The sequence below is a fragment of the Myroides sp. C4067 genome (genome assembly GCF_038039665.1).
Taxonomy (GTDB): Bacteria; Bacteroidota; Bacteroidia; order Flavobacteriales; family Flavobacteriaceae; genus Flavobacterium; species Flavobacterium odoratimimum.
Genome location: NZ_JBBPHJ010000042.1, coordinates 1 through 16,668 on the forward strand (window position 1 = coordinate 1; position 16,668 = coordinate 16,668).

Consider the following 16,668-nt stretch of genomic DNA (forward strand, 5'->3'; position numbering starts at 1 on the left):
GATGGTAAATCAGTAACAGTAACTCCAAATCCAGATGGGTCAGCTACTATTACGGATGGTGCAGGTGGAACTGTAACGGTTAAGAATGGTATTGATGGAAAAGATGGTATTGGAGGTAAAACTACTGCTGGTACAGCTATTACGATTACAGGCGAAGGTTCTGAAGATAATCCTTATATCGTAAATACAGATGTATCTAAGCTAAACTTATCAGGAGATGTAACAGGACCAGCAAATGACAATAAGTTAACATCATTAAAAGGAAAGCCAGTTAATCAGACAGTTCCAAGTACTAATGGTCAAGCATTAGTGTATAATGGAACAGAATGGGTAGCAGGAACACCTAGTATAGATGTAACTAATGTATTAAATGCTAAAGATCTTAAAGCAGCTGATACAGAACCAACAATAGAAATTGTTTCTGGAGGAGTGAAAGCTGTATTGGTTGAAACGAGTCTTAGAGTAAAAGATGAATCTATTACATCTACTAAAATTAAAGATGGAACGATTCAACCAATTGATATGGCTGATGGAGGAAACAATCAAGTATTAGTGACTGATTCTACTGGAAAACCAAAATGGGAGGATAAATCAAAAGTAGGAGAAGTTATCACAGCTGATAATGGATTAACTAAAACGGGAACGAATGTTCAGTTAGGTGGTACTCTATTAAAAGCTACTGAGATTGTAACGACAAGTACAAGTACTTTAGCTTTGAGTGGATTAGATAAGAAGAATGTACAGGATCAACAGACTCAACGCTTATTAGCAGTGGATAATAATGGAGATGTTATTAAAGCTTTAAAAGCTACAATGCCGAAGTTCTTCTATATGCCTTCTATCGTTATTCCTACTAGTTTAAAGCAGATGGATGCTGTAGGATCAGGTAGCTTAGCAGGAGATACTTTTGATGATAGCTCATTAACTGGTAAAATAGATTTATATGGGCGTTATGTGAAGCAATTCGGAACTCCAGTTACTTCAAACCTTGGTAAGAATACAAGTTTACCAGTATTGCCAAAATCTGAGTTAGATTATTTCATTACATGGGTTGATACTACTGTTTTTGATAGTGTAGCTGTTGATGACGATGGGGTATTAACTTATAAGCTGAAGCAAAATGCAGATGTAACTGTAGGAACATTTATGAATATTGTATTCTCTGTTAGAAATGATAATTAAATACACATTTTTTCTAGGCTTGTCTTTGATTAGATAAGTCTAGAAATAAAATGAATGTTATTTAAAATGTAGAATTATTTTTTAAAATAATTATAAGAATATGAATTGTATGAAATATATAAATAAGTATCTACTTTATCTAGTATTTGTATTTGTAAGTACAACTGTAGGTTATGGTCAATCAACTGTTAATGCCGGAGGAGATGCTACTATCTGTGGAACTACTTATAATCTAAAAGGTACAACAGATGGAGAGACTACAGGATTAACTTGGTCTGTTCTTAATAAACCTTCTGGAGCAACAGATCCAGTGATTAGTAATCCAAGTATTTTAACACCAGGTATTACAGGGATGAATAAACCTGGTGTTTATACTTTTAGGTTAACTAAAGTTACTCAAACAGGATCATCTTACTCAGATGTAAAGATTACTTCCTCTGGAGATGTATCATCGTTTAGTGCAGGAACTGATATTGTTGATGTTTTTGCAAGTGTGGGTAGTGTTAATCTAAATGGGGTAATACCTGAAGGGTTTACTGGAGAGTGGAGGTTTGAGAATATCTATAATAAGGAAAGATATGGTCGAATAAATTCAGAAAATGGACAGCTTAGTAGTACAAATATTGCTAATCCTGTGTTTAGTTTAATTAAAAAAGCAGATCATGATGTAGATCCGGCCTATAGATTTTTCTTTAAAATAACTTCGAAATTTAACCCAAATTGTAGTTATGAAAAATCTGTTGTAGTTAGGTTTATTCCCAATCCTTTTATCAAGGTAAAATCAAAGTCAGGGTGTGGAGATAGTTTGGTAGATGAATATGTTTATCTTGATTTTGAAGCAGGATCTCCAATATTCGGAACAAAACACCCTAATGTATCTGGAAATCCAAGTTTTGGCACAACTGTGTCAATGAATATAATTAGTCAGCCTATTGGAGGTAATCTAACTTTTACAGGTTTTGATACAAAAAATATTGAGTTTAAAACTAGTGCTATAGGAACCTATAAGTTTACTTTAACTGTTAGTAATGCAGCAGGAACCTTTACAACCCCTGAATTAACTTATACAAAAACAGGTATAAAACCTGGTAATTTAAATTTTGTTGATTCAGCTCATCCTGAGCAGAATAGTGGATATTCTTATGGAGGAAGTGCAGGAGAACTTCTTTGTGGTTTTGAAGGAACAAACACACCTGTTGAAGTTTATTTTAAGATTAATGAAAAAGATGATCCAGTAACAACCACAACAACTGCTACGTTTTATGGAGGTTCTTATCCAGGAGAGCAAGCCCCTAGCTTGGTTATATCTGGAGAGGGACAAAGACAAAGAATGTTAAAAGTAACACCTCCAGTTGGTGGGTGGAGAGTTGGTACCTATGCGATTAGTTTTACTATAAGAAATGGTGATTGTGCTTTACCAGGCACTTATTTTATCCATATATCTGATGGTAATCGAAAAGATATTAAGATAGAGGATGTAACAGTTTGTTATCCAGGATCTGGGACGGTAAATGCAACTATACAATTACCTGAGGTATTCCAAGAGGTAATAAATCCAAATTATCTTGCAGGAAATTATAGTGGTGTATATCATTTTACAGTCGTTTCTAAACCTATGAATTCATCAACACCTGAGTATGAGATAACTGATAATAGGAATCTAAAAAGTACATCAACTATTATTCGTAATCTTGATAAGCCAGGAGAATATGTCTTTAAGGTAAAAGCTCAAGGGTATATAAATAGTGTTGATTGGGTTTTAGAACAGGAATATGCGTGTTCTCAAGCATCTCGAGAGACTACTTTTAAAGTTATAGTCTCTGAACAAATCGGGGCTAATGCAGGGAGTAATCAAGAGGATGTTTTTTGTAGATCTAGAACTGTATTAGTGGCAAATGACCCTGGTTTAGGTCAAGGTAAATGGACAGTAGAGTCTGCCCCTGTAGGTATGATACCTACATTTAGTGATGCCACTAGTCCAAGAACAATTGTTGCAGGTATGGATCTAACAGGGGTTTATGAATTTAAATGGACTATAACTACTGGTGATTGTGAATCTTCTAGTATAGTGAAAGTGATTACTGAACAAGATAGTTGTAAAACACCTCTGATTATTACTAATCCAACCACTACTAACAAAACAATAAGAAGAAAGAAGTAGTATGAAAAAGGAAATAATATTACTAGGAGGACTTTTAGTTAGTTTGCCTGGTATTGCACAGAAAGAGAAAAAAGATCAGGTATTAGTTAATCTTGGTAAGTTCTCAGTTGCAGAAGAAGGAGTACTTTCGACTATTTACGATTTTACAAATACAGAGTCTGGAGTAATGGAACACAATGGAGATGTTTATTATTACAATAATTTTAATAATGATAATCTTTATTACCACAAGAATAATGCTATTAAATCCAAAGCAGTCTTCACAAAATACGAAGATCAAAAAGGGAAGCAACTTATCTCAGGTAGTAAACCTTCAGATTTTTATCATGTTGTACTAGATAACGCAGAACCTGTAGTAGCTTTTGATTTAAAAAATGAAGCGAATGTACATGGTAGTGTAGATTTTAAAGATGGTATTATTAAGGTCGATTCATTAGTAGGGATGTTAACCTTCCATCAGGGAGCAAAAGCACTTCATCCAACAGATAAAAGTCATGCTGAAGGTTATGTAGAGAAGATAGGTAATGAGGAGTTTCAATATCCTAAGGGAGATAAAGGACTGTATCGCTATGCTAGAATTACAGCGCCAGAGAATGTGAAAGATGCGTATCAAGGGAAGTATAACTTAGATGATAAGGACTTCTTTAGAGCGCGTAGTGCAAAGTCAGGAGTGATTAACTTACTAGATGAGCGCGAGTACTGGACAGTAGATAAAGGAAGAGATAACAGCAAAGGAGATATCATGCTGACGTTAAGTTGGGATGAGCGTACTACACCAAAAGAGTTATTAGTAAATCCAGAGAAGGATTTACACATTGTACGTTGGGATGCTAAGCAACAGCTTTGGGTAGACGAAGGAGGAGTAGTGGATGTGGAGAAAAAAGAGATCACGACACCAACGAGTGTGAAGGGGTACGGATTCTTTACATTAGCTACTGTGAAGGCAGACCTAATCTTAGATGGAGATATCGTTATTTATAACCTTGTAACGCCTGATGAAGACGGTAAGAATGATTACTTTATTATAGATAATATCAACAGATTCCCTAATAACACAGTAGAAATTTACAACCGTTGGGGAGTGAAGGTGTTTGATACACATAATTATGACAGTGCAGGTAATGTCTTTAGAGGATATTCAGATGGTCGAGTGACCATTAGTAAAAATGAGAAACTACCAACAGGAGCATACTTTTATATTGTTACTTATGAGTATAAAGATAAGCATGGTTCACGTATGATTAAGAAATCAGGGTATCTACAGTTAGAAAGTAATAAGTAAGAAGAGTTATGAGTATTCAAAAAAATATAAAAAAAATTGGAATCAGTCTATTGTTAATAGGCTGCTTCCAAACTATGCAAGCTCAGCAAGATCCGCAGTATACCCAGTATATGTATAATGCTAATATGATCAACCCAGCTTATGCAGGGAGTCGTGGGACACTGAACGTGTTTGGGATGTATAGAACGCAGTGGGTAGGGCTAGAGGGAGCACCTAAGACAGCGAATGTGTCTGTGTCTACACCTCTTGGAGAAAGTGGGTTAGGGCTAGGAGTGAACTTTACCAATGACCGCATTGGAGCAATGGATGAGAATAATATCTCTGTAGATTTAGCTTATGCTATTGACTTAAATGAGAATTACAAATTAGCCTTTGGTTTGAAAGGGACAGCTAATTTATTAAGTGTTGATTATACAAAACTTAATATCCACAATCCTACTGATCCTGTAAGCCAAGAGAATCTAAACAACAAGTTTAATCCTAATATTGGAGCAGGGGTTTATTTATACTCTGATAAAGCGTATGTAGGGTTATCAGTTCCGAACTTTTTGACTACAGATCGCTATGATGATAATGATATCACGACGATGCGTCAAAAGATGCACTTCTATTTAATGGGAGGGTATGTATTTGATTTAAGTCAAGAAATTTTATTTAAACCAGCCGCTTTAGTTAAGGCTGTAAGTGGCGCACCATTACAAGTAGATTTAACAGCTAACTTTTTGTTCTATGACAAGTTTACATTAGGAGGAGCTTATCGTTGGGATGCTTCAGTGAGCGCCTTGGCAGGATTCCAAGTCAATGAAAATCTATTTGTAGGTTATTCTTATGATTTTGATACTACAGCACTTCGTCACTATAATTCAGGCTCGCATGAGATCTTCTTAAGATTTGAACTATTTAACCGTCGTAGCACAATTAATGCGCCGCGATTCTTCTAAGGAAAATAAGCTATAAAGAAAGAGAAACTATGAGAAAACAGCTATTGAAAATAAGCTTATTTGGTCTATTACTTTTGGCAGGGGTAAATGCTCAAGCTCAGAGGGTAGCAGAGAAGAAAGCGGATAAAGAATATCAAACTCAGGCTTATGTAGATGCAATCAAGATCTATGAGCGCATCGCAAATAAGGGATATACTAATGCAGATATGCTAAAGAAGTTAGCCGACGCTTATTATTTTAATGGAAAGTTACCTGAGGCTAATAAGTGGTATGAAACACTATTCGATGGAGAGTATGAGGATAAAGGAAAAGAGCCAATTCCATCAGAATATTACTATCGTTATGCACAGACGCTTAAATCTGTTGAGAGTTATGACAAGTCTAAGCAAAAGATGGAAGAGTTTTCCAGATTGGAAGCTAATGATTCTAGAGCACAACTTTTTCAAGAGAATAAAGACTATTTGCAAAAGATAGAGGATAAGAAGGATGTATATGATCTTAAAGCTTTGGATATTAATACTACTTATTCGGATTATGGAGCTGCTATATTAGGCAATGAATTAATTTTTACATCAGCTCGTAATCAAGAAGTAGATAAGGCTATTCATGAGTGGACTAATGAGAGTTTTACAGCCTTGTACAGTAGTACAATTAACGTTGACGGGACTTTCTCAGAGCCTAAGCAGTTCGCTAAAGAAATAAGTTCTAGAGTAAATGATGCAACAGCTGTCTTTACAAAGGATGGTAATACGATGTATTTCACTAGAAATAACTCTAGTGAAAAAGGAAAGAGAAGAAACAATAAGGACAAATCTTCTTTATTAAAAATATATAAAGCCACTAAAGGCGAGGATGGCTTGTGGGGACAAGTATTGGAACTTCCGTTTAACTCGGATTATTTCAATACAGCCCATCCTAGTTTGACACCGGATGGTAAGTGGCTTTATTTTTCTTCAGACAGAAAAGGAACATTGGGGCAATCAGATATCTTTAGAGTAGCTATTTATCCTACAGGAGAATATGGCAATGTAGAGAATATCGGTGCTAAAGTAAATACAGCAGGTAGAGAAACTTTTCCATTTATATCAGAAGACTACTTCTTGTTTTTTGCATCAGATGGTCATCCTGGATTAGGAGGATTAGATATGTTTGTAGCTAAGATTAATGTAGATGGAAGCATTGGTCAAGTTGCTAATATGGGAACGCCAATTAACAGCCCATCTGACGATTTCGGTTTGTATATAGACAGCAAATCTCACAAGGGATTTGTAAGTTCTAATAGACCAGGGGCTAGTGGAGGAGATGATATTTATTTCTTTAAAGAAAAACCTTGTAAGCAAGCCCTTGAAGGAATAGTGTATGACAAGGTGACTAAAGAGCCATTAGTTAATGCTAGAGTGATTTTATCAGATGCTCTTTATCAGCAGGCAGATACAATAATCACAGATGCAAAAGGATATTATCTGTCTAATTTATTAGATTGTGGAGGGAAATACCGTATTAAAGCTGAGAAAGAAGAGTATAATACAGTTGAAGTTGTATTTATCGTAGAACGTCAACAAGGAGTAAAACGAGTAGATATCGGACTAGAGAAGACTTTAGAACCAGTGATAGTAAACGATGACTTATTTAAGAAGCTTAAGCTAAATCCTATTTACTTCGACTTTGACAAATCTAATATTCGCCCAGATGCAGCAGCAGAGCTAATCAAAGTAGTAGAGGTATTAAAAGAATACCCAACGATGAAGATAGATGTTCGCTCACATACTGACAGTAGAGGAAATGATGACTACAACCTTAAGTTATCAGATCGCAGAGCGAAGTCTACGGTAGAGTGGATGGTGAATCAAGGCATTGAGAGAAGTAGAATTACAGGAGAAGGATATGGAGAGACACAGCTACAGAATAAATGTAGCAATGGAGTACCATGTAGCGTAGAGGAACATCAGTTAAACAGACGTAGCGAGTTTATCGTTATAGAGCTTTAAGTTAGCTCTTGTCTGTGATAACTATTATCAATAATAATGTTCAACAACAAAACATTTTTTTTTCGACCGATCCCGCTGTTGGATCTAAAACAACAGTATTAGCCTAAGAAGCTCCCTGAAAAGGGAGCTTTTTTAGTTTAGGTGGTTTTTAGTTTAAGTAGTATTGTAAAAAATCACCTAAGTGATGGGACAACATCGGTCTTGTTCTTGTAAGTTTGTGTCCTAAAAGAAGTATTTGTATGGAAATAGCATTGTGGATTGTAGTTAGTCTTGTATTTTTAGGGAGTCTAGTAATGTTTGTTCCCTCTTTGATGTCGTTGGCGTCACCGAGACCAAAAGAATTAAAAGGAATGTATTATTGGAATAATATTGTTTCTAAAACATTCTGTGTATTGGTGATGTTATATCCTTTAGTATTTTTAATCGCAGTATTGTTTTATTTCTTTCTTCAGTCTCCTGTTCTTTCTTGGTTAACGAGTTATGCTATTTTAGTAGTTCTTCTTTTTGCTATTTGGAGTAGGTTAGATAAGAAAGTAAATGGAGGTAAAAAGAATTAGAAAACTAGCTTAATCTGGGTTAAATAAAGGGAAAACGAGCTATAAAAAATGTGATATATTCTGTTAAAAATAAGGAATAAGTACTTGGATAGAGAGAAAGTAAATAGACTAGAGACAAAAAATAATTGTATTTTTTGATAATTATCATTTTTAAATATTATTTATTGAATAAAATGTTTTAGTTTTGTTAATATATTAGTCGTCTTTGTTTTGCTTTTTTGCCTATGAATTGATAAGGAGTATAGAAAAGAAGGTGAGTAAATCAAAAAAAGACAGCATAAAACAATTTGTTAAATTTATTGTTTTATTATCATTATGAATAAAAAACTACAGCAATATATCACTTTAGATCAGTCATACTTCTTCGATATAGATGAAGTGTACTGTGGGGCAGAAATTATAGTTCAACGTTTAGTTAATTATGATCTCTACCAAAGACTTCATTCAGAAGAATGTAAAAACTATACCCAACAGGAACTTTGTGAGTATTACGAAAAAGCAATCCAAACGGAACAAATAGTTTTAGATAAAGGAGGGTATATTATTGATAATAGTTTTTTTTATGGAGAGTTTTGTGTTGGAGAGTCAGGATTGTTAGATGGTCAATGCAGATTGAAAAGTAAGGTAAATGATAGCCTATTTGATTTAATTTTTGTCAAAGGAATAGCTGTAGAAGGGGCTGTAAAAGAACAAGAGGTTATTACTTCAAGATTTTCATTAGAAAATAGAATTTTTACAGTTGAAGTGTTTGAACAAAACAAATTAGTGAATAAACAAGTTATCCATTTTGATTTAGAAGTAGATCAGAATACTATTTTTTATAGTTATTACGATGATGAATCTTTAGAGAGTATAGAAGACAATATTAACCAATCTCATAAAGTTTACTATCGAAATGGAAATATACAGAAGATAAAAGACATCTTAAATGAGCGTACACAGTTTTTTAATAATAAAGGGGTGTTAACAGAAGAGTTCTTTATAGAGAAAGGGTATAGATGTTCGTTAACTTATCAAGATGGCGTTTTAACTGACAAGACTTGTATCGGAGAAGAGGATGAATACTTTTATTTTTACAAAGAAGGTAAATTAGATTTTTATGAAGTATTAGACAAGGCTACAGATACTACTAGTGTGTATAAGAGTAGTGGAGAATTAGTCCAACAAGATAGTTTAATACAGTTAGGATTTACATCATAATAAGCATGTATTTGATGTTTTTAAGCCTAAATAAATAGTGAAACGGGAATCCTATTACATAAAAAAGAGCTTTAGCCTTTGGGTTAAAGCTCTTTTTTGTTTTTAAAACATTCGTTATAAGTGTTTTATATAAGTTATGTTTTTTTTGAAAAAAAATGCGCTTAATTGCTTGTATTTACTGGAAAAGTAGTAATATTGCACTGTTATCAAAATCTGTTATTTGATGACTCGCTCCCTAGTCAGGCTTCCAATTCTGATTAGGGAGTATTTTTTTGGTATATATCTTATCTTGATTTTTGCAAATTATAATATAAGTGTCTGTTAATGAGTTTTCTATTGTTTTATTAGCTGTTTTGTGTTAATTTTTATAAAAAATAGTATTAAAAATATTGCATATTTATTCAAAAGGTAGTAATATTGCACCGTTATCAAAATCTGTTATTTGATGACTCACTCCCTAGTCAGGCTTCCAATTCTGATTAGGGAGTATTTTTATATATATACTTCATTGTAAATATTCTTGTTTCCTCAGGTTTATCACATTTTCTAAAAATAGAACCTACTCAGTTAGGTAGGCTTGGATTGTGCTAGAGCGCAACTATCTAATAATTAGTGTTATAATATGATATCTGTAATTGGTGAATTTTATAAAAAATAAGTTCGCATTACTTAAACAATGGTAAAATTTCAAATTTCATTGTTTACATTTGTGATGTATTTATACAAACTGATATGAAAAAACTTCGCCAAATTAATTTTCTATTTGTTGTATTTGCATTGTTATTAGTGAATTGTAATCGGTCTAAAATTGTGAGTAAGACTGATTATGATCAACTATATGCAGTATGGTATGACAACGATTATAAAGATAGCTTAGCACAGGTGCTTAAACCAGCAGTAGATAGGGCACTTAGCTTAAAGAATACTGCTGATAATAGAATTATCATAGATAGTGTGTTAAGTGAGCTTAGATGGACGCGTGATTCTATTTCATTTTTAAAACTGACTAGAAAGGCTATTGGTTTTGCAGAAGCCAAATCGGATGAGTATATGCTTGCTAATATCTATAATGACGTTGGAATGTACTATCACGACTTAGGTATTATGGATAGTACTTATTACTATTACATCAAAGCAGAGAATGTCTATAAAGAATTAGGTGATTCGATGAAAATAGGTGAAATGGAGTTCTATCAGGCTCGATTGCTATTCGAAAAAGGATTGGTTATGGAAAGCGAGGTTAAGGTAGCTAATGCTTTGCGTATTCTAGAGAGATATCCTCTTAACCCAATACCTTTTGAAGCGAATCAGATGATGGCATTGTGTTTGCTTGAACGTCAAGATTTTGCATCGGCTAAGAGTTATTTGCTTACAGCATTGGCCTTGATGAAAAAGGAGTTTAATAAGAATAAAATACTAGATCGTGGTAAACTGTCAGATGCTTTAATGATGTTGTATTATAATCTTTCTGAATTGGCTTATTTTAGAAAAGATTATAAGGAGGCATATGATTATGCAGCAGCAGGATTGGTTTATAAGTGGGCAGAAACAACTCCAATTATATTAGATTTTTTAGAGGCTAATATGGCTAAATCTGATTTGATGCTTGCGGTAACACACAACAAGGAAATCGGAGCTAAAGAAAGAAGTTTTATAACCAAGATAGAGGATACCTACGCTCACTCATTAGAAATTAGTAATTATTTTGCTGCAAATGAGCAGGCTATGAGTGCAGCAGGATTGTATATTGCTATTCGCGATAGTGTTAAAGCCTTTGAATGGGCAGAAAAATCTTATCAACTTTCAAAGGATAGAGACATTAAGGTTGCTCAGCGTACAGCATTAGAGTTTTTGCTATCACATCAAGAATACGAGAACAAAAATCAAGTAAAGCAAATTATTGAGCTTAATAAGGCTTTAGAAGAACAAGATTATACAACTCGTAACCGTTTCGCTAGAATAGCGTATGAAACAGAGAAGGTGGTAACTGAAAATAATGAACTTAGAAATGCGGTTTTGTTGATTGTAGTGACTAGTCTAATTATTATTTTAGGACTTTCTGCTGGAGTATTTATTTATAGACTGAGAAATAAAAATAGAGAATTAAACTTCATAACAGAACAAAAAGAAGCGAATGAAAGTATTTATCAATTGATCTTAGAGAAAAGTGCAATCGCCACTGAAGTGAAGCAATCAGTTACAAATAGAATTGCTAAAGATCTTCACGATGGAATAGTTAATAATATTTTTACAATTCGTTTTAATCTTCAACAGTTACAAACAGAAAATGAAAGTCTAAAGAATACTTTGATTACTGAATTAGAATATTTAGAGAAATCAACCAGAGGACTATCACACTCGTTGATAAATAATGAATTGTTTGGCGAAACTAAATTTATAAGTTTGATTGAAGATCTAGCATCACTTCAAAAAAATAAATGGGATACTATATTTAATTTAGAATGTAGTGATTCTGACTATTTAGAAGAGTTAACCGCTATGGAGAAAGTCCATACTTATTTTATTATTAGAGAGGCTATTCACAATGTTAATAAATATTCAAAAGCTTCACTTTGTACCATAAGCTTTGTAGGGGATAAAGAAGGAATAACTGTTCGAATAAAGGATAATGGAATCGGTTTTGATGTGAAGGTTCCTAGAGGAGGAATAGGTATTCAGAATATGAAAGAAAGAGCATTAACATTAGCCTCAGAACTCCATGTGTTTTCTAAAATAAACTTAGGTACAGAAGTAATTTTTAAAGTAAAACAAACTAAAACATAGATAGGTCACCATGATAGTAGAACCTCAATTAATAAAGTATTTTCCTGAGTACGATCAAGTATTTGAAGGAGATCTTTCACAGTACAGCAAACATTTTTTACCGATTTGTTCTATTAATTTAAAATGTATATACCCAGATCAAGATCAATGGTTACACTTTGTATCTGTAAAAGAGATTTACGATGGATGTGTAGGACAAGAAACCAAGGAGTATCATTCAGAGTATTGTAAGGAAGATATGATAGGTTTTGATGTGATAGGAAATAAGTACTGTTTTACAGGGGATTGGAATTATTTTGTCTACGAAAAGATGATTCAAGAGGGGACTATTCCTCAAAATCAAGAAATGGTAGCAAAATACAGAGCCAATAGAGTTAATATTCAGACAGTAGAGGATTTAGATACTTGGTTAGTACAATTTGAATCAACCACATCTCCTGATTTTAGAAATAAGCTAAAGAGTAAACACACATTTTTTATAACACCAGACTCAGATCAAGGACTTGTAGAAAGCCTTCTAGATCGTTTTGAAAAGGAAGCTAGCGAATCTGATTATGATAGTGTAATAGGAGCGTATAAGCTAAATACGAAGACTTATGAGCTTGCTAAAGCGTATTATCACAAGCATGGTAAGATATATCCGATGACAATAGGCAACTACTCGACTAAAATCGAAACGATGGAAAGTCTAGAAAAAGGAGTAGAAGATAACCTAGAGTACATTCAATATCCTGAGATAGCAGGTATCCTAGACGATATCCAATTTCAGAGTAAAGAAGATAAAGATTGTTTAGAGGAGTGTGAAATTAGCTTTGAAGAAGCAATGCAATTTGAAGACTCTACAAATCTTACAAATCTACCTTATGACGCAGAAGGGAATATCTTTACTTATATAGGGCGTTTTACAGGGTATCTTTTCCAGCAGTATGGAGCGGATAGCGTATACCTGTTTTATAATAAAGAATTAAATAAAGCAGTTATTTGCTTAGAATACACGTAGACGCTTTACTTAAGTAAAAATTAGGAATTACGGTTGCCTACGGCATGTACACCAGTTCGCGCGGATTTGCAATCCGTCCGGAAAATGTAGGGGTGTACACGCACACTAGACAAAGTATACTAGTTCGCGCGGAATTGTAATCCGTGCGATAAATAAAAAAGGCTAAACAAAATATTTTGTTTAGCCTTTTTTTAGTTTATCTAATAAGTAGGAACATTAAAATATTCGTACCTATTAAAAATGAATTAAGCTCTTCTTACGTTAACAGCGTTTAATCCTTTTTTACCTTTTTCAACTTCGAAAACTACTGCATCGTTCTCACGAACTCTCTCGTTTAAACCAGTTGTGTGTACGAAAATGTCTTGTCCTCCATCATTTGGAGTAATGAAACCGAAACCTTTAGTTTCGTTGAAGAATTTTACTGTTCCTTCTTGCATAATATTAAGTATTTAAATTTTATTTACTTCAACGGCACTTAGGCCTCTTGGAGTTCTTTCTTTTTTGAAGGTAACTTTATCACCTTGCTGTAATGGCTGATTAGACTGACTACTGTGTACAAAGATGTTTTCTTTTGAATCATCTTCAGTTATAAACCCGAAACCTTTACTGCTAAAATAAGTCACTACTCCAGTGCATTCAGTATCTGGAGCAGAAGCTGCCGCTAAGCGCTCTTCAAGTTCCCTTTTAGCTGCTTCGATGTCTTGCTCTTCTGGCGGAACGTCTGTTAGATTACCATTGTAGTCTACATAAACCAACATATCTTCAAGGTCTTTCCCTTTGTTGTTGTTTACTTTACGATCCTCTCTCTTTAATGCTTTCTCTTGTCTTTTCTGTGCTTTCTTTTTATTTTTCTCTTTTTTCGAAAAAGAATCAGCCATATTTATTGCGTTTTTAAGTTAATATTAAATTTCTTGTTTTACCTGCATTTTAATACCTGTAAATCGCTGAATATCCTTCAGCTCTTTTTGTTGTTCAGGTGTGCAAAAACACATGGCAACCCCTTGTACTCCAGCTCGTCCAGTACGACCGATACGATGAACGTAAGTCTCTGGTTTATCTGGTATATCATAGTTGATCACAAAGGGAAGTTTGCTTATATCTATTCCTCTTGCAGCAATATCTGTTGCGATAAGGATATTGATTTTCTTATTTTTAAAATCATCTAATGCTTTAACACGAGCACTTTGAGATTTATTTCCATGGATAGCCATCGCCACCATATTGACCTTTTGAAGGTATTTTACCAGGTTATTAGCCTCGTATTTCGTTCTTGTAAATACAAGAGTAGACTCCGTATTCTCCTTTAAGATAGTGTGTAATAACGCTTTCTTATCTTTTTTCTCCGTATAGTATACTTGCTGTTCGATAGTTGTTGCTGTGATTACCTCAGCAGCTACTTCTATTTTTACAGGTTTGTAGACGATTGTTCTAGCGAATTGCTCTATTTCTTTAGGCATTGTAGCTGAGAAGAACAGAGATTGTCTTTTAGTAGGAACAAATTTAAGAATTTTTTTAAGATCGTGTATGAATCCCATATCAAGCATCTGATCAGCCTCATCTAATACTAATATCTCTAGATTAGAAAGCTTTACTATTTTTTGATTGATTAGATCCAATAGTCGACCAGGAGTAGCCACGATAATTTCGGGATGTTGTTTTAACGCTCTTACTTGAGGAGGAAGAGGTACACCACCGAATAAAGTTACTGTTTTAAGAGCAAGCTCAGTACTATAGTCTAAAAAACTATCTTTTACCTGTATTGCTAATTCTCTTGTAGGAACTAAAATTAAGGCTCTTATACCTTTTGTAGATTTAGGAGTAGAGTGCAGTTTTTGTAAAATAGGAATAGCAAAAGCAGCAGTTTTACCTGTACCTGTTTGAGCAGTACCGATTACATCTTTTCCTTCCAGAATAGGAGGGATTGCTTTTTGTTGTATTTCAGTAGCTGTAGAATAACCTATTTTAGTTAATGCTGTTTGTATCTCTTGTGTTAATGCTAAATCTTTAAAGTTCATTTATTATTGCCTGTACTTATTCTTTTATCTTTATATGCTTTAAAACTATTAGGTCTTAAAGTCTTTTGGTATTATCTATCCTAGTGAACTTGTTTTTCTATTATGCATCAGAAACTCATATTTCGTAGGTAAGTGGTCTTTTGTTTTTGCAATAAAGCTCTAAGAGCATAAGCAGGGAAACATCTTTTACTTTCTATTGAAATTGTAAAAGAATCAAGAGTTAAATAAAGTAAAGACCAAGGAAGTAAAATTAAGAAAAGTTCAAAACTTTTTAATTTTAGAATAACTAAGGCAGAAATCTATTAACTAATAATACAGGTACAAAGGTATAACTAATAATCGAATAATGAAGTATTTATTTCGAATTAGAGAAATAACAATTCAAATAAGATGCTACTTTAAGAAAGAAAATGCACTTTTTAGCAAAAAGACCTTAGCAATATTGAGGAAGAATAGTAAATTTGGAAGAACATATAGAATCAGTAGAAATCACTTGAATGAAAACAAAATCTTGGTTAACAATAGTACAGCAGCATAACGACTTAGTAAGACGATGGATTATTTGTTGTTGTGTATTGATGAGCTCTCTGGTATGGGGACAGCAAGTGGATGAGGATCAGGTGAGTGTAGTGAAACTTTGGCGTGACCTCAATGGAGAGAATAGCCTATATATAAAAGTAGGCGCGACCTGTAATAACTATGATAGCAAGGGGATTTTTGCTAAAAACGGATACGAATCTATTATCTCTATAGAGCTGATTAACGAAGAGAATAAAGTAAGTGTAAACTACGGAGAACGCCTTCCAGATAACCAAATGCTGATGTTTTATGACGAGGGAATTTGGTTTGAAGAACACGACGATATTCAGGCGGTTTTTATTCCTGTTTTTTACTGTAGACCCTATTTTGGTAGTCAAATGCCCCTTACTTATATCGTTCTTTACAACGGAAAACGCTATATGTACCACTTCGATTACTATTGCCAATCGGATATATTAGGAACCTGTTCACTTCCTTATAGCAAAAGTAAGGTACAAAAAAGAGTATCAGATTTACCCAAAGAACTAGCCAAAAAGTTTGCAAACTATTTGACTAAAGTATACACGCAGAGAGAAGACCTATTCCCGAATCACCTTATCTTTAGAACAGAGAAATACAGTAATACTTACAGACCGTATGATTTAGCTACAGCTTATCACGCATCATATCCTTATGTGTTATTAGATAAGGTCAACGGGTATCTTGAAGAGAAGAAATATTCTTTAGCAACAACGTATCTAAGCGAATTTGAATATATCTATGTAAGAGAAGAACTTACTGTAAATGTAGCAGGCTTTTACGTTCAAGATAGAACCATTAGCCAAAAAGCAACTAATTACCGCGCTAGAGTACATACAGAAAGAGAAAAACTATTAGAAGAAGCTAAGTTCTTAACCCGTAGAAATCAATACCAAGAAGCCTACCTAATCTATAAAGTGATATTAGAAGAAGAAAACGAGTGGGGAATTACCTTTAGATTTGCTAACTGAGAATATGATAATATTGTAGAGAATAAATA

General features: G+C 33.8%; 13 protein-coding genes. 10 read left to right on the forward strand and 3 right to left on the reverse strand.

The genetic code is table 11. The features are described 5' to 3' along the window. From AABL87_RS17015 to AABL87_RS17055, 9 genes are all read left to right on the forward strand, one after another. On the forward strand, positions 1–1,182 hold a 1,182-nt coding region (locus tag AABL87_RS17015; RefSeq protein WP_341277652.1), incomplete at its 5' end, for a hypothetical protein. Between the two features lie 109 nt (positions 1,183–1,291). Beyond that, positions 1,292–3,343 (forward strand): hypothetical protein, encoded by a 2,052-nt coding sequence (locus AABL87_RS17020; RefSeq protein ID WP_232297402.1) that lies wholly within the window; start codon positions 1,292–1,294, stop codon positions 3,341–3,343. Between the two features lies 1 nt (position 3,344). After that, positions 3,345–4,625, forward strand: coding sequence for a gliding motility-associated C-terminal domain-containing protein (locus AABL87_RS17025; RefSeq protein WP_006265612.1), 1,281 nt, complete (start codon positions 3,345–3,347; stop codon positions 4,623–4,625). A gap of 8 nt (positions 4,626–4,633) precedes the next feature. Next, entirely contained in the window at positions 4,634–5,566 is a 933-nt protein-coding gene (locus AABL87_RS17030; protein ID WP_006265611.1) for a PorP/SprF family type IX secretion system membrane protein, read from the forward strand. A gap of 29 nt (positions 5,567–5,595) precedes the next feature. After that, a complete protein-coding gene (locus tag AABL87_RS17035; RefSeq protein WP_341277653.1) occupies positions 5,596–7,554 on the forward strand; it encodes an OmpA family protein in 1,959 nt (652 codons plus the stop codon). Positions 7,555–7,793: 239 nt separating this feature from the next. Then, complete coding sequence (locus AABL87_RS17040; RefSeq protein ID WP_006265609.1) at positions 7,794–8,111, forward strand: hypothetical protein; 318 nt, start codon at positions 7,794–7,796, stop codon at positions 8,109–8,111. A 315-nt stretch (positions 8,112–8,426) separates the two neighbouring features. After that, positions 8,427–9,311, forward strand: a complete 885-nt coding sequence (locus AABL87_RS17045) for a hypothetical protein (RefSeq protein WP_006265608.1) — start codon at positions 8,427–8,429, stop codon at positions 9,309–9,311. Positions 9,312–10,043: 732 nt separating this feature from the next. After that, on the forward strand, positions 10,044–12,095 hold the full coding sequence (locus AABL87_RS17050; protein ID WP_006265607.1) for a sensor histidine kinase: 2,052 nt from the start codon (positions 10,044–10,046) through the stop codon (positions 12,093–12,095). Positions 12,096–12,105: 10 nt separating this feature from the next. After that, complete coding sequence (locus AABL87_RS17055; protein WP_006265606.1) at positions 12,106–13,095, forward strand: hypothetical protein; 990 nt, start codon at positions 12,106–12,108, stop codon at positions 13,093–13,095. Between the two features lie 245 nt (positions 13,096–13,340). Here the strand turns inward: AABL87_RS17055 and AABL87_RS17060 are convergent, their stop codons facing one another. The 3 genes from AABL87_RS17060 to AABL87_RS17070 are packed head-to-tail and all read right to left on the reverse strand — an operon-like array spanning position 13,341 to position 15,110. Continuing rightward, on the reverse strand, positions 13,341–13,532 hold the full coding sequence (locus AABL87_RS17060; RefSeq protein ID WP_006265605.1) for a cold-shock protein: 192 nt from the start codon (positions 13,530–13,532) through the stop codon (positions 13,341–13,343). A 12-nt stretch (positions 13,533–13,544) separates the two neighbouring features. Next, positions 13,545–13,973: a cold-shock protein gene (locus tag AABL87_RS17065; protein ID WP_006258141.1), complete on the reverse strand. Its 429-nt coding sequence runs from the start codon at positions 13,971–13,973 to the stop codon at positions 13,545–13,547. Positions 13,974–13,997: 24 nt separating this feature from the next. Further along, positions 13,998–15,110, reverse strand: coding sequence for a DEAD/DEAH box helicase (locus AABL87_RS17070; RefSeq protein ID WP_006265604.1), 1,113 nt, complete (start codon positions 15,108–15,110; stop codon positions 13,998–14,000). Positions 15,111–15,607: 497 nt separating this feature from the next. On the opposite strand from AABL87_RS17070, the gene AABL87_RS17075 reads away from it, so the two are divergent. Next, positions 15,608–16,639, forward strand: coding sequence for a hypothetical protein (locus AABL87_RS17075; RefSeq protein ID WP_006265603.1), 1,032 nt, complete (start codon positions 15,608–15,610; stop codon positions 16,637–16,639). Positions 16,640–16,668: the final 29 nt, after the last annotated feature.